Source organism: Enterobacter cloacae complex sp. ECL72 (assembly GCF_019056635.1).
Taxonomy (GTDB): domain Bacteria; phylum Pseudomonadota; class Gammaproteobacteria; order Enterobacterales; family Enterobacteriaceae; genus Enterobacter; species Enterobacter hormaechei_C.
Genome location: NZ_CP077659.1, coordinates 4,618,021 through 4,638,586, shown reverse-complemented (window position 1 = coordinate 4,638,586; position 20,566 = coordinate 4,618,021). Strand labels below are relative to the sequence as shown.

Genomic DNA, 20,566 nt, shown 5'->3' with positions numbered 1-20,566 from the left:
CACCTGTAAGAAGATAAGTAAGATGGGGAAAGCATGAGCACCATTTTGATTTTTCTCGCTGCTGTGCTGGCCTGCGCGTCGATTGCGGTGTGGGTATTCAGGCGCCGCGTACATCGCCGTTATCGGCTGCCCTTTTTGAACGCGTTTGCCGGGGCAAACACGCGCAAGCTTTCGCCAGAGGAACGCAGCACCGTTGAGCAGTATCTCGACACGCTGAACCGATCCCGGCTTTCGCCTGGCCCTACCGGCGCCAGCGCCGCCCCCGTATCGCTCAACCTGAACGCCCAAAGTGACACCGTTCTGTGCGTAACGCGCTCCATTACCCGCTACGGCATTACAACCGACGATCCCAACAAGTGGCGTTACTATCTCGACTCTGTTGAAGTGCACCTGCCTCCCTTCTGGGAGCAGTATATTAACGACGAAAACAGCGTCGAGCTCATCCATACCGATACGCTGCCGCTGGTTATCTCCCTCAATGGTCATACTCTGAGCGAATATGTTCAGGAAGCGCCACGCTTTGCGCTGGAACGCGCAAGCGGAACGCAGGCCTCTATTCGCGGTGAAGAGACTGAGCAGATCGAACTGCTGAACATCCGCCAGGAGACGCATGAAGAGTACGTCCTGAGCCGCCCGGATGGCATTCGCGAAGCGGTGTTGATTGTCGCCTCGTTCCTGCTCTTTTTCATCTGCCTGCTGACGCCGGACGTGTTTGTTCCGTGGCTCGCGGGTGGCGCAGTACTGCTTCTGGCCGCCGGGCTGTGGGGCATATTTGCTCCGCCGGCAAAAACGTCATTACGCGAAATTCACTGCCTGCGCGGAACCCCAAAACGCTGGGGACTGTTCGGTGAGAACGATCAGGAACATATCAACAATATCTCGCTCGGGATCATCGATCTTATCTATCCGCGCCACTGGCAGCCGTGGATAGCGCAGGACCTTGGCCACAAAACGGATATTGATATCTATCTCGACCGCCACGTTGTACGCCAGGGGCGCTACTTATCCCTGCACGACGAAGTGAAAAACTTCCCGCTTCAGCACTGGCTCCGCAGCGCGGTGATTGCCGGTGGTGCCGCGTTAATCTTCGTCATGCTGCTGCTCTTCGTGCCGCTGGATATGCCGATTAAATTTACCCTGTCGTGGATCAAAGGGGCGCAAACTGTGGAAGCCACCAGCGTACAGCAGCTCGAAGAAGCGGGTGTACGCGTGGGAGATACGTTGCGCCTCAAAGGCACCGGGATGTGTAATATCCACACGCCGGGCGCCTGGAACACGCGCCAGAACTCGCCGTTCGCGCCGTTCGACTGCTCTCAGATCATCTGGAATGACGCCTCTCCGCTGCCGCTGCCGGAATCGGATGTGGTCAACAAGGCCACTGCGCTCACCCAGACGATTAATCGCCAGCTCCATCCAAAACCGGATGATGATTCTCGCGTCAGCCCTGCCCTGCGTTCGGCTATTCAGAAGTCGGGCATGGTACTGCTGGATGACTTTGGCGAAATCGTCCTGAAAACAGAGGATCTCTGTTCCGCCCAGGATGACTGTATCCGGCTCAAGAACGCGCTGGTCAACCTCGGCAACAGCAAAGACTGGGACGCGCTGGTGAAACGCGCCGAAGCGGGACGCCTGGACGGTGTGAACGTGCTTCTGCGTCCGGTCAGCGCCGAGTCGCTGGATAACCTGGTGGCGACCTCTACCGCCCCCTTCGTGATGCGTGAAACCACCCGTGCTGCCCAGGCGCTTAACAGCCCGGCGCCCGGCGGTTTTGTGATTGCCAGCGATGAAGGCAGCGACCTGGTGGATCAACCTTATCCGCAGGTTTCGCTCTATGACTATCCTGCCCAGGAGCAGTGGAGCGAATTCCAGCGTCTGGCGCAGATGCTGATGCAGACGCCATTCAGCGCGGAAGGGATCGTCACCACCCTCTTTACCGACGCCAACGGCACGCGTCATATTGGCCTGCACCGTATGCCGGATAGCGCTGGCCTGTGGCGCTATATAGGGACATCCCTGCTGCTGATTGCAATGCTGGCGTGCATTGTCTGGAACGGTTATCAGGCCGTACGCCGCTATCAGCGTTCCCGCACGCGGCTGGCAGAAATCCAGGCCTACTACGAAAATTGCCTGAACCCGAAACTGATCTCCTCTTCCGAGAGCCTGATCGGATAACGTCCCTGCTCGACAAGTTGTGCTACCCTGTCGCGCACGTTTCTTCTGGCTGGAGTTCCCCCTTATGCATCTTAATATCGACTGGCAGGCGGTCGATACCGTCCTGCTTGATATGGACGGCACGCTGCTTGATCTCGCCTTTGATAACTATTTCTGGCAAAAGCTGGTCCCGGAAACATACGGTGAACAGCAGGGGATCTCCCCGGCGGAAGCGCAGGAATTCATTCGTTCGCAATATAGCGCGGTGCAGCATACGCTAAACTGGTACTGTCTTGACTACTGGAGCGAGCGACTCGGTTTGGATATTTGTGCCATGACCACCGCCCAGGGCGCACGCGCCGTACTGCGCGACGATACGGTCCCGTTCCTGGATGCGCTGAAAGCCTGCGGTAAGCGCCGCATTTTGCTGACGAATGCGCATCCCCATAACCTGGCCGTGAAGCTGGAACATACCGGTCTTGCTTCACACCTTGATTTATTGCTTTCCACCCACACATTTGGTTATCCGAAAGAGGATCAGCGGTTGTGGCATGCCGTGGTGGAAGAGACCGGTTTACAGCCGGAACGCACGCTGTTTATTGACGACAGCGAGCCGATTCTGGATTCTGCGGCCGCTTTTGGCATTCGCTATTGTCTGGGCGTGACCAATCCGGATTCCGGCCTGGCTGAAAAAAGCTATCTGCGACATCCGGGGCTGAACGACTATCGCCGGATGATCCCCTCACTCACTGTGAAGGAGACGCCATGAAAGAAAAACCCTCTGATGGGGTAAGACTGGATAAATGGCTGTGGGCCGCCCGTTTTTACAAAACGCGCGCCCTTGCCCGTGAAATGGTTGATGGCGGAAAGGTGCATTACAACGGTCAGCGCAGCAAACCGAGCAAGCTGGTTGAACTGAATGCCACGCTAACGCTTCGCCAGGGCAACGATGAGAAAACGGTGGTGGTGAAAGCCATTACCGAGCAGCGGCGGCCCGCAACCGAAGCCGTTTTGCTGTATGAAGAGACGGCCGAAAGCATAGAGAAGCGCGAGAAAACCGCGCTGGCGCGCAAGATGAATGCGCTGACCATGCCTCACCCGGACCGGCGACCGGATAAAAAAGAGCGCCGCGATCTGATGAAATTTAAACACGGTGAGAGCGAGTAACCCTCACCTGCACGAGAGATGAAAATGGCCCAACACGACCAATTACACCGCTATCTGTTTGAACAATTCGCCGTGCGCGGCGAGCTGGTCACCGTATCCGAAACCTGGAAACAGATTCTGGAAAACCACAACTACCCGCTGCCGGTGAAAACCCTGTTGGGCGAACTGCTGGTTGCCACCAGCCTGCTGACCGCCACGCTGAAGTTCGCTGGCGATATTACCGTTCAGTTGCAGGGTGATGGCCCGATGTCGCTGGCGGTGATCAACGGCAATAACCAGCAGCAGATGCGCGGCGTGGCGCGCGTTCAGGGCGATATCCCTGAAAATGCGGATCTGAAAACGCTGGTCGGAAATGGCTACCTGGTTATCACGATCTCGCCTGAAGAGGGTGAGCGCTATCAGGGCGTTGTCGGTCTGGAAGGCGACACGCTTGCCGCCTGCCTGGAAGATTACTTCATGCGTTCCGAACAGCTGCCAACCCGCCTGTTCATCCGCACCGGTGAAGTGGATGGTCAGCCTGCTGCCGGTGGTATGCTGCTTCAGGTTCTGCCTGCGCAGGATGCGCAGACCAATGATTTCGAGCATCTGGCAACGTTGACGGAAACCATCAAAGCGGAAGAGTTGTTCACCCTGTCGGCGACCGACGTGCTGTGGCGTCTGTACCACGAAGAAGAAGTGACGGTTTACGATCCGCAGGATGTGGAATTTAAGTGCACCTGCTCTCGCGAGCGTTGTGCTGGCGCCCTGAAAACGCTGCCGGATGAAGAGATCGACAGCATCATGGCGGAAGACGGTGAGATCGATATGCACTGTGATTACTGCGGTACGCACTACGTGTTCAATTCCATGGATATCGCGGAGATCCGCAATAACGCCTCTCCGGCGGACCCGCAGGTTCACTAAACCTCTTTCCCCTCACCCTAACCCTCTCCCCAACGAGGAGAGGGAACTTGAACACCCTCACCCCTTTGGGGTGAGGGTTAAAAAACGCCACCCAAGCTGAATCGTTTTCCCAATGTAACCCTTACGTAATTTTCTTACATGTATGCGATTACATTCACATTCTTCTGGATAAATTCACCAGAGATTAACCTTTTAAGAACATTTTCCCCATCCAAAAAGCGATTCCTGCGATAATCTGCCCGCCCTGTGACTGGAGTCGCAGCGTTTTCCGTTAGTAAGGGTTTTGACCAGATACGTAAATCTATGAGCCCCGTCGCGGTTAACATCCCCAGAAAAACCCTACAATTTTAGGCAGTACATATTGGCTAAGGAGCAGTGATATGCGTGTTAATGGTTTAACCCCGCAAGATCTCAAGGCTTATGGTATTCACGACGTCCAGGAAGTGGTCTACAACCCCGATTACGATACGCTGTATCAGGAAGAGCTCAATCCGGCACTGGAAGGATACGAGCGCGGTGTGTTGACGAACCTGGGTGCTATCGCCGTCGATACGGGTATTTTTACCGGTCGTTCGCCTAAAGATAAGTATATCGTCCGAGACGACACCACCCGCGATACGCTGTGGTGGGCTGATAAGGGCAAAGGGAAGAACGATAACAAACCGCTCTCCCCGGAAACCTGGCAGCATCTGAAAGGACTTGTCACCCATCAGCTTTCCGGCAAGCGTCTGTTTATTATTGATGCGTTCTGCGGCGCTAACGCCGACACCCGTCTCTCCGTACGGTTCATTACTGAAGTGGCCTGGCAGGCGCATTTCGTGAAGAACATGTTCATTCGTCCGACCGATGAAGAACTGCAAGACTTCACCCCTGACTTTATCGTGATGAACGGCGCGAAATGCACCAACCCGCAGTGGAAAGAGCAGGGTCTGAACTCCGAAAACTTCATCGCCTTCAACCTGACCGAGCGTATCCAGTTGATCGGCGGTACCTGGTACGGCGGCGAAATGAAGAAAGGGATGTTCTCAGTCATGAACTACCTGCTGCCGCTGCGCGGTATCGCCTCCATGCACTGCTCGGCGAACGTCGGGGAAAAAGGCGATGTAGCAGTGTTCTTCGGCCTTTCCGGCACCGGTAAAACAACGCTGTCCACCGATCCAAAACGTCGTCTGATTGGCGACGATGAACACGGCTGGGATGATGACGGCGTGTTTAACTTTGAAGGCGGCTGCTACGCGAAGACCATTCGCCTGTCGGAAGAGGCAGAGCCGGATATCTACCACGCGATTCGCCGCGATGCGCTGCTGGAAAACGTCACCGTGCGTGCCGATGGTTCTATCGACTTCGACGATGCCTCGAAAACGGAAAACACCCGCGTCTCTTACCCGATCTACCACATCGAGAACATCGTCAAGCCGGTATCGAAGGCGGGTCATGCCACGAAGGTGATTTTCCTGACCGCGGATGCGTTCGGCGTGCTGCCACCGGTTTCCCGCCTGACCGCCAGCCAGACGCAGTACCATTTCCTCTCCGGCTTTACCGCTAAACTGGCGGGTACCGAGCGCGGTGTGACCGAGCCAACCCCAACCTTCTCCGCCTGCTTCGGCGCGGCGTTCCTGTCGCTGCACCCAACGCAGTACGCGGAAGTGCTGGTGAAACGCATGCAGGCATCCGGCGCCCAGGCGTACCTGGTGAACACCGGCTGGAACGGTACGGGCAAACGTATCTCCATCAAAGATACACGCGCCATCATCGACGCGATTCTGGATGGTTCGCTGGATAACGCTGAGACCTTTACGCTGCCGATGTTCGATCTGGCGATCCCAACAGCACTGCCGGGCGTGGATACGCGTATCCTGGATCCGCGTAACACCTACGGTTCACCGGAACAGTGGCGTGAGAAGGCTGAATCGCTGGCGAAACTGTTTATCGAAAACTTCGAGAAGTATACCGACACCCCGGCCGGTGCTGCGCTGGTGAGTGCGGGACCAAGGTAAAAAGCAAAAAGGCAACGAAAGTTGCCTTTTTTAATGTTTTCTCCCTCTCCCCGTGGGAGAGGGCCGGGGTGAGGGCATCAGGCCCCCCTTTTTTAACTCTCTTTCACCTGCCCCCGTAAAACCGGCACCGGTAACCACGCACGAATGCTCAAACCGCCCCGCTCGCTGGTGCCAATTTCCAGCAGTCCGTTATGGTTATCAACAATACGCTGCACAATCGCCAGGCCTAAGCCGGTTCCGCTGGTGCTGCGCGCGCTGTCGCCGCGCACGAACGGCTGGAACAGGTGCTTACGCTGCTCAGGCTTGATGCCCGGGCCATCGTCTTCCACCCTGGAACCAGGCGCGGTTGAGTTCCGTACCGCTGCTGACTTTGATCCAGCCGTTGCCGTACCGCGCCGCGTTAACCACCATATTCGCCACCGCGCGTTTAATGGAGAGCGGATGCATACGTACCTGAATCTCACCTGCCTGAAGGTCGGTCGCAATTTCACGTTCGTAGCCGCTTTCGGCGGCAACCACTTCGCCCAGAACCGCGTTCAGATCCGCCATCTCCATCGGCATCTCCTGCCCGGTGCGCAGGTAGTCGATAAACTGCTCGATGATGGCGTTACACTCTTCGATATCCTTGTTGATGGACTCTGCAAGATAACCATCCTGCTCGCCCATCATCTCTGTTGCCAGCCGGATACGCGTCAGCGGGGTGCGAAGGTCATGGCTGACCCCCGCCATCAGCAGCGTACGGTCGTCCGCCAGCTGTTTAACGCCTGCCGCCATGTGGTTAAACGCACGCGTTACCGAGCGCACTTCCGATGCGCCATACTCACGCAGCGGCGGTGGGATAATACCTTTACCGACCTGCAATGCCGCATGCTCCAGGTCGACCAGCGGTCGGTTCTGGATACGAATAAACAGCCATGCGCCGCCGATGGCCAGCAGCATGATCGCCAGGGTGTATCGGAACAGCGGCGAGAAGTCGCCCTGATGAATCTCGGTGAGCGGAACGCGCACCCAGATGTTGGGTGACAGCCAGGTTTTCAGCCAGACAACCGGCGAGCTTTTATTGACCTCAACGCGCACTTCCGTCGGGCCGCCAAGCTGCTGCGCCATCTGCTGGCTAAGGAATTCATAGTGCTGCGCCCAGCGCAGGCCGGCATCTTCCGCCGCTTCGTTCGAGTAGAGAGAAATGCCCAGCTCACGGTAGATTTCCCGACGGAACGCCGGGGGAACAACCAACTGCGTGCCGTCCTCCAGTTGCAGTTTGTCGGTCATCAGCATACGCACTTCGTATGCCAGCACCTTATTAAACTGCTGAAGGCTCGGCAGGATTGCAAAGTTCAGCACCACCAGGTAGGTCGTCACCAGGCTGACAAACAGCAGGGTGACGATCAATAACAGCGTGCGGGCAAACGAACTTCGCGGCGAGAAGCGCATTCGCCTCATGCTTTAGAGCCGTCCGGGACAAACACGTAGCCCAGACCCCACACGGTCTGAATATAACGAGGATGCGCCGGATCTTCTTCCACCATACGGCGCAGACGAGAGATCTGCACGTCGATAGAACGCTCCATCGCGGAGTATTCACGACCACGCGCCAGGTTCATCAGCTTGTCACGGGAGAGCGGCTCACGTGGGTGGCTGACCAGCGCTTTCAGCACCGCAAACTCACCGCTGGTGAGCGGCATTGGCTCATCTTCACGGAACATTTCACGGGTGCCGAGGTTCAGCTTGAACTTACCGAATGCAATGACGGCCTCTTCCTGAGACGGCGCGCCCGGCAGCTCGTTCGCCTGACGACGCAGCACGGCGCGAATACGCGCCAGCAGTTCACGCGGGTTGAACGGCTTTGGAATGTAGTCATCAGCGCCAATCTCAAGGCCGACAATGCGGTCGACTTCTTCACCCTTCGCCGTCACCATGATGATCGGCATCGGGTTGCTCTGGCTGCGCAGACGGCGGCAAATAGAGAGCCCATCTTCGCCAGGCAGCATCAGGTCCAACACCATCAGGTGGAAGGATTCACGCGTCAGCAGACGATCCATCTGTTCCGCGTTCGCGACGCTACGAACCTGGAAGCCCTGCTCGGTCAGATAACGTTCCAGCAGCGCACGCAGGCGCATGTCGTCATCTACGACCAGAATTTTGTAGTTCTCTTGCATTGTGTGTACTCCCAAAGGTTCGGATAAGCCTGGAACAGCGTATTCTAAAAAAGTGCATGGGTTCGACCAGCAAATTCTGGTATAAATTCTAGACGAAATTGTTACAAAGCATATTTAACAGCAGCTTATCTGTTCATTTCATCACATAAATCATTATTAATCTTGTCTGTTACACTGTGCGCTACGTATTGTGCGCAAAGACAGTTAACCGGCATTAAAGGCTGCACCATGAAAACGCCTCTGATCACCCGTGAAGGGTACGAGAAACTCAAAAAAGAGATGGATTACCTGTGGCGCGAAGAGCGTCCGGAAGTGACCAAAAAAGTCACCTGGGCAGCAAGCCTGGGCGACCGCAGCGAGAATGCGGACTACCAGTACAATAAAAAGCGGCTGCGCGAAATCGATCGCCGGGTACGCTACCTGACGAAGTGCCTCGAGAATCTCAAAATTGTCGATTACTCCCCGCAGCAGGAAGGTAAAGTCTTCTTCGGCGCGTGGGTCGAAATTGAAAACGACAGCGGCGACACCCTGCGTTTTCGTATCGTCGGCTACGATGAAATTTTCGGTCGTAAGGATTACATTTCTATCGACTCACCCATGGCCCGCGCCCTGCTGAAAAAAGAGGTAGGCGATTTAGCCGTTGTCCAGACGCCTGCGGGTGAAGCAAGCTGGTACGTCAACGAAATCGAGTATGTTAAATAGTCCGAGAGCGCCCTCCCCGGCTGGCATTTTTTGGTGTCAGCCCGTATAACTATCCCCCTGATTTTCGATCCACAAGATGAACTGACCATGATGAAAGAGTCGCTCTGCCGCATTATTGCGGGTGAACTTCAGGCCAGAGCCGAACAGGTAGAAGCTGCCGTTCGCCTGCTTGATGAAGGGAACACCGTGCCGTTTATTGCACGTTATCGTAAGGAAGTCACCGGCGGTCTGGATGACACGCAGCTGCGAAACCTGGAGACCCGTCTGGGCTATCTTCGCGAGCTGGAAGACCGACGTCAGGCGATCCTCAAATCTATCGGCGAGCAGGGCAAGCTGACCAGTGACCTGGAAAAAGCCATTAACGGTACCCTGAGTAAAACCGAGCTCGAAGACCTCTATCTGCCGTACAAACCGAAGCGCCGCACGCGCGGGCAGATTGCGATCGAAGCCGGCCTTGAGCCACTGGCCGATCTGCTGTGGAACGAGCCGTCTCACGATCCGGAAACCGAAGCCGCCAAATTTATCGACGCCGATAAAGGCGTAGCGGACACCAAAGCTGCGCTGGACGGCGCGCGCTATATTCTGATGGAGCGCTTCGCCGAAGACGCGGCGCTGCTGGCCAAAGTGCGTGATTACCTGTGGAAGAACGCGCATATCGTCTCCACCGTGGTGTCCGGCAAAGAGGAAGAAGGCGCGAAATTCCGCGACTACTTCGATCACCACGAACCCATTTCTACCGCGCCGTCTCACCGCGCGCTGGCGATGTTCCGCGGCCGTAACGAAGGCGTGCTGCAACTCTCCCTGAATGCCGATCCACAGTTTGACGAGCCGCCAAAAGAGAGCCACTGCGAGCAGATCATTATCGACCATCTGGGCCTGCGCCTGAACAACGCCCCGGCGGACAGCTGGCGCAAAGGCGTGGTGAGCTGGACCTGGCGCATCAAGGTGCTGATGCACCTCGAAACCGAGCTGATGGGCACCGTGCGCGAGCGCGCCGAAGACGAAGCGATCAACGTCTTCGCCCGTAACCTGCACGACCTGCTGATGGCGGCGCCAGCTGGCCTGCGCGCCACCATGGGTCTCGATCCGGGTCTGCGTACCGGCGTGAAGGTGGCCGTGGTTGACGGCACCGGCAAGCTGGTTGCCACCGACACCATTTACCCGCACACCGGTCAGGCAGCGAAAGCGGCTGTCGTCGTCGCCGCGCTGTGCGAGAAGTACAACGTTGAGCTGGTTGCCATCGGTAACGGTACGGCGTCCCGAGAAACTGAACGTTTCTATCTCGACGTGCAGAAGCAGTTCCCGAAAGTGACGGCGCAGAAAGTGATCGTCAGTGAAGCGGGGGCATCTGTCTATTCCGCCTCGGAACTGGCAGCGCAGGAGTTCCCGGATCTGGACGTTTCCCTGCGCGGCGCGGTCTCTATCGCCCGTCGTTTGCAGGATCCGCTGGCGGAGCTGGTGAAGATTGACCCGAAATCCATCGGCGTGGGCCAGTATCAGCACGACGTGAGCCAGACGCAGCTGGCGCGTAAGCTGGATGCGGTAGTGGAAGACTGTGTTAACGCCGTCGGCGTGGACCTGAACACCGCTTCCGTGCCCCTGCTGACCCGCGTGGCGGGCCTGACCCGTATGATGGCGCAGAATATCGTCGCCTGGCGTGATGAAAACGGTCAGTTCCAGAACCGCCAGCAGCTGCTGAAGGTGAGCCGTCTGGGGCCGAAAGCATTTGAGCAGTGCGCGGGCTTCCTGCGCATCAACCACGGCGATAACCCGCTGGATGCCTCTACCGTTCACCCGGAAGCCTATCCAGTTGTCGAGCGTATCCTGGCCGCCACCCGGCAGGCGCTGAAAGACCTGATGGGCGACAGCAGCGCGCTGCGTAACCTGAAAGCGGTGGATTTCACCGACGAACAGTTCGGCGTGCCGACGGTCACCGACATCATCAAAGAGCTGGAAAAACCGGGCCGCGATCCGCGTCCTGAGTTTAAAACCGCGACCTTTGCTGAGGGCGTAGAAACCATGAACGACCTGCTGCCGGGCATGGTGCTGGAGGGGGCGGTAACCAACGTCACCAACTTTGGCGCGTTTGTGGATATCGGCGTGCATCAGGATGGTCTGGTGCATATCTCTTCCCTCGCCGACAAGTTCGTTGAAGATCCGCACACCGTGGTCAAAGCGGGCGACATCGTGAAGGTGAAAGTGCTCGAAGTGGATCTCCAGCGCAAGCGTATTGCCCTGACCATGCGTCTGGACGAGCAGCCGGGCGACACTAACGCGCGCCGTGGCGGTAATGGCGGTGGCCGTGAACAGCAGCGTCCGGCAGCGAAAGCCGCGAAGCCACGCGGACGTGACGCACAGCCGGCGGGCAACAGCGCGATGATGGATGCGCTGGCAGCGGCGATGGGTAAGAAACGCTAATGCTGTAAATGCCCGGTGGCGCGACGCTTACCGGGCCTACGGTTTTGTAGGCCGGGCAAACGCAGTGCCGCCCGGCAAGCAGGCCGCAGGGAATTAAAATAAATATGTTGTATCCATATTTAAACCACGAATTATCACCTCATTAACAAATAGCCCTCTTTTTATTTTCACCTCAATTTCGAAAATATTGAGCAAGGTCAAGCAGACCGCAAATTAATACGATTAACAACATCCCGTCACATTTTTATTATTGCTGATAAAAACTATTCTCATTATCATCGCAGTGTAGATTATTTAACCTATCGTGGAATCAGGCGCTATGCAATTCACTCCAGACAGTGCGTGGAAAATTATCGGTTTTACCCGTGAGATAAGCCCGGCCTATCGGCAGAAGCTCCTGTCACTGGGCATGCTACCCGGCTCATCATTCCAGGTTGTGCGCGTTGCGCCGTTGGGCGATCCAGTTCATATCGAAACCCGACGCGTTAATCTGGTTCTGCGTAAAAAAGATCTCGCATTAATTGAAATTGAATCTTTATCCCGTTAACAAGCCAGCGGTTTCAGTGAGTCTACTACAATGAAAAAATTAACTATTGGCTTAATTGGCAATCCTAATTCCGGCAAGACAACCTTATTTAATCAGTTAACTGGCGCACGCCAGCGTGTGGGAAATTGGGCAGGCGTGACGGTTGAACGCAAAGAAGGCCAGTTCACCACGACAGATAATCAGGTCACGCTGGTTGATTTACCGGGGACCTATTCCCTCACCACGATTTCATCCCAGACCTCTCTCGATGAGCAAATTGCCTGCCACTATATTCTGAGCGGCGACGCGGATCTGCTTATCAACGTGGTGGATGCCTCTAACCTCGAACGAAATCTGTATCTCACGTTACAGCTGCTGGAGCTGGGTATTCCCTGCATCGTGGCGCTTAACATGCTCGACATCGCGGAGAAGCAAAAGCTGCGCATCGACGTCGATGCCCTCTCCGCCCGTCTGGGCTGCCCGGTGGTTCCGCTGGTTTCCACCCGCGCTCGCGGCATTGACGCCCTGAAGCTGGCGATTGACCGCCACACGGGCAATGCCGACGTCGAACTGGTGCACTACGCCCAGCCGCTGCTGCGCGAAGCCGGGCAGCTGGCGCAGGAGATGGATAACAGCATGCCCGCCAGACAACGTCAGTGGCTTGGCCTGCAAATGCTGGAAGGCGATATCTACAGCCGCGCCTACGCAGGCGATGCGGCGGATAAGCTGGATGTCGCACAGGCTCGCCTTAGCGACGAGCTGGATGACCCGGCCCTGCACATTGCGGATGCGCGCTATCAGGCCATCGCCGCTATCTGTGACGTGGTCAGCAATGCATTAACCGCTGAACCCAGCCGCTTCACCGCCGCCGTGGATAAGATTGTGCTCAACCGCTTCCTCGGTTTACCGATCTTTTTACTGGTGATGTATGTGATGTTCCTGCTCGCCATTAACATCGGCGGTGCATTACAACCTATCTTTGATGGCGGCTCTGTCGCTATCTTCGTGCACGGTCTTCAGTGGCTGGGCTACACCCTCCACTTCCCGGAATGGTTGACCATCTTCCTTGCGCAGGGGATCGGCGGCGGGATCAATACCGTCCTGCCGCTGGTGCCGCAGATCGGCATGATGTACCTGTTCCTCTCCTTCCTTGAGGATTCCGGTTACATGGCGCGCGCCGCCTTCGTGATGGACCGCCTGATGCAGGCGCTGGGGCTGCCGGGCAAATCCTTCGTGCCGCTGATTGTCGGCTTTGGCTGTAACGTGCCGTCAGTCATGGGCGCGCGTACGCTGGATGCCCCGCGCGAACGCCTGATGACCATCATGATGGCGCCGTTCATGTCCTGCGGCGCGCGGCTGGCGATCTTCGCGGTCTTTGCCGCGGCGTTCTTTGGTCAGGAAGGGGCGCTGGCCGTCTTCTCCCTGTATGTGCTGGGTATCGTGATGGCTATTCTCACCGGCCTGATGCTGAAGCACACCATCATGCGTGGCGAAGCGTCGCCGTTCGTGATGGAACTGCCGGTTTATCACGTTCCGCATCTGAAAAGCCTGATTATTCAGACATGGCAGCGCCTGAAGGGCTTCGTTCTGCGCGCCGGTAAGGTGATTGTGGTGGTCAGCATTTTCCTGAGCGCCCTGAACAGCTTCACTCTGAGCGGCCAGGCCGCGGACAACATTAATGACTCTGCCCTGGCCTCCGTCAGCCGGATCATTACGCCGGTCTTCAAACCGATTGGCGTTCAGGAAGACAACTGGCAGGCAACCGTGGGCCTGTTCACCGGCGCGATGGCAAAAGAGGTGGTTGTCGGCACCCTGAACACGCTTTACACCGCGGAAAACATCCAGGAAGAGGAGTTTAATCCGGCAGCGTTCAACCTCGGCGATGAACTGCTTGGCGCGGTGGAAGAAACCTGGCAGAGCCTGAAAGACACCTTCAGCCTGAGCGTACTGGCGAACCCGATTGAAGCCAGCAAAGGCGACGGCGAAATGGCGACCGGAGCAATGGGCGTGATGGGCCAGAAATTTGGCAGCGCGTCGGCGGCCTACAGCTACCTGATCTTCGTCCTGCTCTATATTCCGTGCATCTCGGTCATGGGCGCCATTGCCCGTGAGTCCAGCCGCGGCTGGATGGGCTTCTCCATTCTGTGGGGGCTGAACATTGCCTACTCGCTGGCGACCGTGTTTTATCAGGCCGTCAATTACAGCCAGCATCCGCGCTACAGCCTGGTCTGTATCCTCGCGGTGATCCTGTTTAACGTGATGGTGATTGGCCTGCTGCGCCGGGCGCGTAGCCGCGTTGACGTTAACCTGCTGGCAACGCGCAAAACCCCGACGACCTGCTGTAGCAGCCCTGCGGGCGACTGTCACTGAGGGGAAAAAAGATGGCATCGTTGATTCAGGTTCGTGACTTACTGGCGTTACAGGGACGAATGGAGGCGAAGCAGCTCAGCCTCAGCCTGCATACGCCGCAGCCGATGATCGATGCCATGCTGGAAAGGCTGGAGGCCATGGGGAAAGCCGTGCGCATTCAGGAAGAGCCGGACGGTTGTCTGTCCGGCAGTTGTAAGAGTTGTCCTGAAGGTAAAGCCTGTCTCAGGGAGTGGTGGACGCTTCGCTGATAAAACCGGACAGCGCCGAACAAAACTCAGCAGGATGAGAGATGAACGGCGCATGTGCCGCTTTGGCAACCACCATTGATTTACTCTCCGGCCACAGCGCATCCAGCAGCGGAACCACCTTGCGCGGAACCAGTCCATCCAGATAGCCATAAATACGCAGATGCGGCACCGTTAACGACGCCAGCGGCTCGCGCAGATCGACCGTTTTCAGGATTTCCAGCCCTCCGTTCAGCACCTCAACCTCCGGCATCGGCAGAGAAAGCACCGTCTGCTTCAGCGTCCGCGCATCCTGACGGGCGGTTTCTGTTCCCATCGTCTGTAATGCCAGGAAACGCTCCACCGTCCGCTGGAAGTCTTCGCTCAGCTGATGCTGGAACCCGGCCAGCACCTCAGGTTTGATGCCCGGCCACGCCTCGCGGGCGCTGAAACAGGGTGATGAGGCAACGGTGATCAGCGCCTGGACCCGCTCAGGATGGCGCAGCGCAATCTGGCTTGCCACCAGCCCCCCCAGGCTCCAGCCGAGCCAGACGGCTTTTTGCGGCGCCGCTTCCAGAACCTGCTCCGCCATGTCGTCGAGCGTCATCGCGCCGTAGCCGTGGCTGCGGCCATAGCCCGGTAGATCCACCAGGTGTACCGTGAATTGCGAGGCCAGTTCCTCACTTATGCAACGCCACACTTCGGCGTTCAGTCCCCATCCGTGCAGCAGCACAAGATGACAATTTCCCGTCCCAACGGTCTGCCACCACAGCGTCTTCATCAGTTAACGTTCTCTTTTTTCACATGGAGGTTGCGTATGCTAACAGTGCCCGGCTTGTGCTGGCTATGCCGAATGCCACTTGCGATGAGCGCGTGGGGCGTCTGTTCCGTTTGTACGCGAGCACTGGGTTACCTGAAGGGCTGTCCGCAATGCGGCTTGCCTGCCGTAAGCCAGACGCTCCCCTGCGGCCGTTGCCTGAAAAAAGCGCCGCCGTGGAGCGCGCTGGTGGCGGTGGATGATTACGTTTTGCCGCTGAGTCGTCTGGTTCATCAGTTTAAGTTTTCCAGCCAGACTGCACTGGCGCAGCCCCTGGCACGCCTGTTGTTACTGGCGGTATTACAGGCGCGAAGAACGCGCGGGCTGCCGCCGGTCGACACGCTTGTGAACGTGCCACTGTTTCAGCGTCGGCACTGGCGGCGGGGATACAATCAGAGCGACCTGCTGTGTCGTCCGCTTGCCCGCTGGCTGGGTTGCCGGTACCCCGCCTCTGCGCTGAAACGTACTCATGCCACTGCCGTTCAGCACCGGCTCAACGCCCGGTCGCGCAAAAGGAACCTGAAAAACGCCTTTCGCCTTGAATTGCCGGTCAACGGCCTCCATATCGCGATTGTGGATGATGTCGTCACCACGGGCAGTACCGTGGCTGAACTTTCCCGACTGCTTTTGCAAAGCGGCGCCGCGTCAGTTCAGGTATGGTGTCTGTGCCGTACCTTGTAGCCCTTCTTCAATGGGCGTATGATTATACCCAGGTAATTTAGTCAACTATTAGGCCAAAGCTATGATCCGTATTTCCGATTCTGCACAAGCGCACTTTGCCAAACTGCTGGCAAATCAGGAAGAAGGGACGCAGATCCGCGTGTTTGTGATCAATCCAGGCACTCCGAATGCAGAATGTGGTGTCTCTTATTGTCCTCCGGATGCTGTGGAAGCAACTGACACTGCCCTTAAATTTGAACAGCTCACCGCGTACGTTGATGAGCTGAGCGCGCCGTATCTTGAAGATGCGGAGATTGATTTCGTCACTGACCAGCTGGGTTCTCAGCTGACGCTGAAGGCGCCAAACGCGAAGATGCGTAAAGTTTCTGACGATGCCCCGCTGATGGAGCGTGTGGAATATCTGCTGCAATCGCAGATCAACCCGCAGCTGGCCGGCCACGGGGGACGTGTTTCCCTGATGGAAATCACCGAAGATGGTCTGGCGATCCTGCAATTCGGCGGCGGCTGTAACGGCTGCTCCATGGTTGATGTAACCCTGAAAGAAGGGATCGAGAAGCAGCTGCTGAACGAATTTCCGGAACTGAAAGGCGTGCGCGATCTGACCGAGCACCAGCGCGGCGAGCACTCTTACTACTGATTCAGTCCCCGTCTGTATTGCCCGGTGGCGCTGCGCTTACCGGGCCTACTTTTTCTTGCCTCCCCCTCTGTATGTTGACCTGCGTCTCATAATTCAAATTTTGCCTCCTTGGGTGATTCTCAATCACCGCATGTTACCCGTATCATTCTCGTGGGCACTCAACACCCTTATAACAGCCGACTAAACTTAACGTTTTCGCAGGCATCAGTATGAGTGCCGTTAACACTCTGTTCCCAGTTGGGACAACCGGAATTTGTCGTTGAAACAATGACGTTACCCATAACAATTCAAAGGCCAGGTCAATCATGCCATTAGTCATCGTCGCTATCGGTGTTGTGTTATTACTGCTCTTGATGATCCGCTTCAAAATGAACGGATTTATCGCTCTGGTTCTGGTGGCACTTGCAGTCGGTCTGATGCAGGGAATGCCGCTGGTTAAAGTTATCAGCTCCATTAAAGCCGGTGTCGGCGGTACGCTCGGCAGCCTGGCGCTGATCATGGGCTTCGGCGCCATGCTCGGTAAAATGCTCGCGGACTGCGGTGGCGCACAGCGTATTGCCACCACGCTGATCGACAAATTTGGTAAGAAGAACATTCAATGGGCGGTGGTGTTAACCGGTTTTACCGTCGGTTTCGCGCTGTTCTATGAAGTGGGCTTCGTGCTGATGCTGCCGCTGGTGTTCACCATCGCCGCTGCCGCCAACATCCCGCTGCTGTTCGTGGGTGTGCCGATGGCTGCGGCGCTGTCCGTCACCCACGGTTTCCTGCCGCCGCACCCGGGCCCAACGGCTATCGCCACCATCTTCCATGCCGATATGGGTAAAACCCTGCTGTTTGGTACGATTCTGGCGATCCCGACGGTGATTCTGGCAGGCCCGGTGTATGCGCGCTTCCTGAAAGGCATTGATAAGCCTATCCCGGAAGGGCTGTACAGCGCCAAAACCTTTACTGAAGAAGAGATGCCAGGCTTTGGCGTCAGCGTCTGGACCTCACTGGTACCGGTGATCCTGATGGCGATGCGTGCCATAGCAGAGATGGTTCTGCCGAAAGGTCACGCGTTCCTGTCCGTTGCGGAGTTCCTGGGCGACCCGGTGATGGCGACGCTGATTGCGGTCCTGATCGCCATGTTCACCTTCGGTCTTAACCGTGGCCGTTCCATGGATCAGATCAACGACACGCTGACTTCTTCCATCAAAATCATTGCCATGATGCTGCTGATCATCGGCGGTGGCGGCGCGTTCAAGCAGGTGCTGGTCGACAGCGGCGTGGATAAATACATCGCTGCCATGATGCATGAAACCAACGTCTCCCCGCTGCTGATGGCATGGTCTATCGCCGCGGTGTTGCGTATCGCGCTGGGCTCTGCGACCGTTGCGGCGATTACCGCGGGCGGTATCGTTGCGCCGCTGATTGCGACCACGGGCGTAAGCCCTGAGCTGATGGTTATCGCGGTTGGTTCCGGGAGCGTGATTTTCTCCCACGTGAACGATCCGGGCTTCTGGCTGTTCAAGGAGTACTTCAACCTGACCATCGGTGAAACCATCAAGTCCTGGTCCGCGCTGGAAACCATTATTTCGGTGTGCGGTCTGGTCGGGGTGCTGCTGTTGAATATGGTGGTTTGATGTATTAAGTCGGGTGGCGGCTATGCCTTACCCGACCTACTGAATGCACGTAGGCCCGGTAAGCGTTAGCGCCACCGGGCAATAAAAAACCCGCCAGAGGCGGGTTTTTTATCACTTCTTCGCGGCTGCTTTTCGCCGTTTATCCAAATCCTTAATCAACCTGTTCACCCCGTCATCGGCAAACATCGCTTCAAGCGTTGTGGACAGCTTGCGACGCCAGTTTTTGTACTGATAGCTGGTGCCGGGGATGTTTACCGGCTCCGCCATATCAATCCAGTCTTCCGGTTGCAGACCGAGCAACGCGCTGTTGCTGTCGGCAATATAGCGCTGTAAGCCACGGTTAAGCGTTGGCGTCATCGACATCAGCGACGCCTTATGCCCGGCGCGCTTCGGCAGACAGCCATGCTTATGCAGCGCATCCAGCAGCCCCTGCTTCGCCAGCTCGCGATCCTGATACAGCCCACGCAGAACCTCTTCATCCGGGTAGAGACCCAGCGTTTTGCCGAGCGTCAGGTCGCCGCTTTCCCAGTAGCCTCTGAGCGTAGGAAGATCATGCGTCGTCGCGACTGCCATTGACTGTTCAGGGTACGCTTTCGGCGCGCGGAAGGTTTTCTCATGGTCGTTTTCAAAATAGAGCACTTTGTAGGAGTAAACCCCGCTGTCGCGGAGCTTGCTGACAATTTCCACCGGCACGGTACCGAGATCTTCGCCAATCACCATGCACTGATGACGTTTACTCTCCAGCGCGAGGATTGAGAGCAGATCGTCCACCGGATACTGCACGTACGCCCCGTGGTCAGCCGTTTCACCGTACGGGATCCACCACAGGCGCAGCACGGACATCACGTGGTCGATACGCAACGCACCGCAGTTCTTCATGTTAGCGCGCAGCAGGTCGATAAACGGCTCGTAGGCACGCGCCGCCATCACGTGCGGATCCATCGGCGGTAAGCCCCAGTTCTGACCAAGCGGGCCCAGAATATCCGGCGGCGCCCCCACAGAAGCTTTCAGGCAGTAAAGTTCACGGTCACACCAGGTTTCCGCCCCGCCTTCCGCCACGCCGACAGCCAGATCGCGATACAACCCGATCGGCATGTTATAGCCCTGGCTCACCTGCCAGCAGGCGGCAAACTGGCTGTACGCCAGCCACTGCAACCAGAGATAGAAATCCACCTCGTCGGCATGCGTCTCACAGAATGCCTTCACTTCCGGGGTATCAACGGACTGATAGGCTTCCGGCCACACCGGCCAGCCCCAGCGCATCTCGTCCTCCTGAACCTGATACGCATGCAGCGCATCAAACGCTGCCTGCCAGTAAAGGCTCTCACCTTCCTGCATCACAAACTGGCGGAAGGCTGCCATCTGCTCGTCGTCACGCTTCGCAAAGCCCTTCCAGGCCAGACGCAGAGCCGCCATTTTCAGCGCGGTAACGGAGGCGTAATCAACCCAGTCCGCATCGCGGGCCTGTTTCAGCAGCTGTTGCGTGGTCTCAAGCTTCCACCACGCCTGCGCCTCTTTGCTGTTTTTGAAATCGTCTAACGCGTTAACGTCGATGTAAATCACGTTCAGCCAGCGACGGGAAGACGGGCTGTACGGGCTGGCGCTTTCCGGATTCGCCGGATAGAGGGCGTGGATCGGGTTGAGGCCGATGAACGCGCCGCCGCGCTCACCAACAGATGCCAGCATCTTTTTCAGGTCGCCAAAATCGCCAATGCCCCAGTTGCTGTCCGAACGCAGGGTATAGAGCTGCACGCAGGCGCCCCACAGCTTTTTGCCTTCACGCAGCGCCTGCGGCTCATAGCAGCGCTTTGGCGCCACAATCACCCGACAGTGAAAACGCTGGTCGTCCCGGGTCAGCGTAAGCGTGTGGTAGCCCTCCGGCAGCTTCGCCGGAAGGTTGAGGGTTTTGCCGCCGGTGGCATGGCCTTTGTGCTGATGCCCCTCTTCGGTGGTGAGCAGCCAGCTGAACTCGCCGCGCCCTTCCACCGCCAGCGGCATCTTTTTGCCCGCGGTAAAGACCTTGACGTTCGGCACCGGCGCACCCGACGCTTTCGCGTCGGTTTTGTGCATGGCATCCAGCAAACGTCTTTTGGTGTCCGCACCAATAGACTGCGGTTTGCCGTGCGCATTGATGTAACTGAGGCTAATTCCCGCCGCCTGCGCGGCACTGTCCAGACGTTTACTCTCCATCGCGC

16 protein-coding genes and 1 pseudogene are annotated in these 20,566 nt (G+C 57.1%); 13 read left to right on the top strand and 4 right to left on the bottom strand.

What is annotated here, in order from left to right; genetic code table 11:
- Positions 1 to 33 precede the first annotated feature (33 nt).
- The 5 genes from KTH07_RS22245 (at position 34) to pckA (ending at position 6,218) form a co-directional block, all read left to right on the top strand.
- Entirely contained in the window at positions 34 to 2,172 is a 2,139-nt protein-coding gene (locus KTH07_RS22245; protein WP_017384151.1) for an intracellular growth attenuator family protein, read from the top strand.
- A 64-nt stretch (positions 2,173 to 2,236) separates the two neighbouring features.
- Positions 2,237 to 2,920: a GMP/IMP nucleotidase gene (gene yrfG, locus KTH07_RS22240; RefSeq protein ID WP_000550486.1), complete on the top strand. Its 684-nt coding sequence runs from the start codon at positions 2,237 to 2,239 to the stop codon at positions 2,918 to 2,920.
- The gene (gene hslR / locus KTH07_RS22235) at positions 2,917 to 3,318 is read left to right on the top strand and encodes a ribosome-associated heat shock protein Hsp15 (protein ID WP_003861618.1); all 402 of its coding nucleotides are present in this window, start codon (positions 2,917 to 2,919) and stop codon (positions 3,316 to 3,318) included. Before yrfG ends, hslR begins: the two co-directional genes overlap by 4 nt.
- A 24-nt stretch (positions 3,319 to 3,342) precedes the next feature.
- On the top strand, positions 3,343 to 4,221 hold the full coding sequence (hslO, locus tag KTH07_RS22230) for an Hsp33 family molecular chaperone HslO (protein ID WP_023304550.1): 879 nt from the start codon (positions 3,343 to 3,345) through the stop codon (positions 4,219 to 4,221).
- Between the two features lie 380 nt (positions 4,222 to 4,601).
- Entirely contained in the window at positions 4,602 to 6,218 is a 1,617-nt protein-coding gene (gene pckA, locus KTH07_RS22225; RefSeq protein ID WP_015571439.1) for a phosphoenolpyruvate carboxykinase (ATP), read from the top strand.
- A 92-nt stretch (positions 6,219 to 6,310) separates the two neighbouring features.
- On the opposite strand, the pseudogene envZ reads toward pckA, so the two are convergent.
- Together envZ and ompR are read right to left on the bottom strand one after the other, a co-directional pair.
- A pseudogene (gene envZ / locus KTH07_RS22220) lies at positions 6,311 to 7,658 on the bottom strand (two-component system sensor histidine kinase EnvZ).
- Entirely contained in the window at positions 7,655 to 8,374 is a 720-nt protein-coding gene (gene ompR / locus KTH07_RS22215; protein ID WP_001157751.1) for a two-component system response regulator OmpR, read from the bottom strand. Before ompR ends, envZ begins: the two are co-directional and overlap by 4 nt.
- Before the next feature lie 228 nt (positions 8,375 to 8,602).
- Here ompR and greB point away from each other — a divergent pair, with 228 nt between their 5' ends.
- From greB to feoC, 5 genes are all read left to right on the top strand, one after another.
- Positions 8,603 to 9,076 carry a transcription elongation factor GreB gene (greB, locus tag KTH07_RS22210; RefSeq protein WP_017384149.1) on the top strand — a complete coding sequence of 158 codons (474 nt, stop codon included), beginning with the start codon at positions 8,603 to 8,605 and terminating at the stop codon, positions 9,074 to 9,076.
- Between the two features lie 87 nt (positions 9,077 to 9,163).
- A complete protein-coding gene (locus tag KTH07_RS22205) occupies positions 9,164 to 11,494 on the top strand; it encodes a Tex family protein (protein ID WP_015571440.1) in 2,331 nt (776 codons plus the stop codon).
- Between the two features lie 319 nt (positions 11,495 to 11,813).
- Entirely contained in the window at positions 11,814 to 12,041 is a 228-nt protein-coding gene (gene feoA / locus KTH07_RS22200) for a ferrous iron transporter A (RefSeq protein WP_015571441.1), read from the top strand.
- Between the two features lie 30 nt (positions 12,042 to 12,071).
- Positions 12,072 to 14,390, top strand: a complete 2,319-nt coding sequence (gene feoB / locus KTH07_RS22195) for a Fe(2+) transporter permease subunit FeoB (protein ID WP_032620991.1) — start codon at positions 12,072 to 12,074, stop codon at positions 14,388 to 14,390.
- A gap of 11 nt (positions 14,391 to 14,401) precedes the next feature.
- Positions 14,402 to 14,638 carry a [Fe-S]-dependent transcriptional repressor FeoC gene (gene feoC / locus KTH07_RS22190; protein WP_017384148.1) on the top strand — a complete coding sequence of 79 codons (237 nt, stop codon included), beginning with the start codon at positions 14,402 to 14,404 and terminating at the stop codon, positions 14,636 to 14,638.
- Here feoC and bioH read toward each other — a convergent pair.
- Complete coding sequence (bioH, locus tag KTH07_RS22185) at positions 14,613 to 15,395, bottom strand: pimeloyl-ACP methyl ester esterase BioH (protein WP_017693858.1); 783 nt, start codon at positions 15,393 to 15,395, stop codon at positions 14,613 to 14,615. The genes feoC and bioH overlap by 26 nt on opposite strands.
- 36 nt (positions 15,396 to 15,431) lie before the next feature.
- Between bioH and gntX the strand changes: the two genes are divergently transcribed.
- From gntX to gntT, 3 genes are all read left to right on the top strand, one after another.
- Positions 15,432 to 16,112: a DNA utilization protein GntX gene (gntX, locus tag KTH07_RS22180; protein ID WP_023304553.1), complete on the top strand. Its 681-nt coding sequence runs from the start codon at positions 15,432 to 15,434 to the stop codon at positions 16,110 to 16,112.
- 61 nt (positions 16,113 to 16,173) lie between these two features.
- A complete protein-coding gene (gene nfuA, locus KTH07_RS22175; protein WP_003861601.1) occupies positions 16,174 to 16,749 on the top strand; it encodes a Fe-S biogenesis protein NfuA in 576 nt (191 codons plus the stop codon).
- Between the two features lie 305 nt (positions 16,750 to 17,054).
- The gene (gene gntT, locus KTH07_RS22170) at positions 17,055 to 18,371 is read left to right on the top strand and encodes a gluconate transporter (protein WP_017384145.1); all 1,317 of its coding nucleotides are present in this window, start codon (positions 17,055 to 17,057) and stop codon (positions 18,369 to 18,371) included.
- A gap of 111 nt (positions 18,372 to 18,482) precedes the next feature.
- Here the strand turns inward: gntT and malQ are convergent, their stop codons facing one another.
- Positions 18,483 to 20,561 (bottom strand): 4-alpha-glucanotransferase, encoded by a 2,079-nt coding sequence (malQ, locus tag KTH07_RS22165; protein WP_017384144.1) that lies wholly within the window; start codon positions 20,559 to 20,561, stop codon positions 18,483 to 18,485.
- Between the last annotated feature and the right edge of the window lie 5 nt (positions 20,562 to 20,566).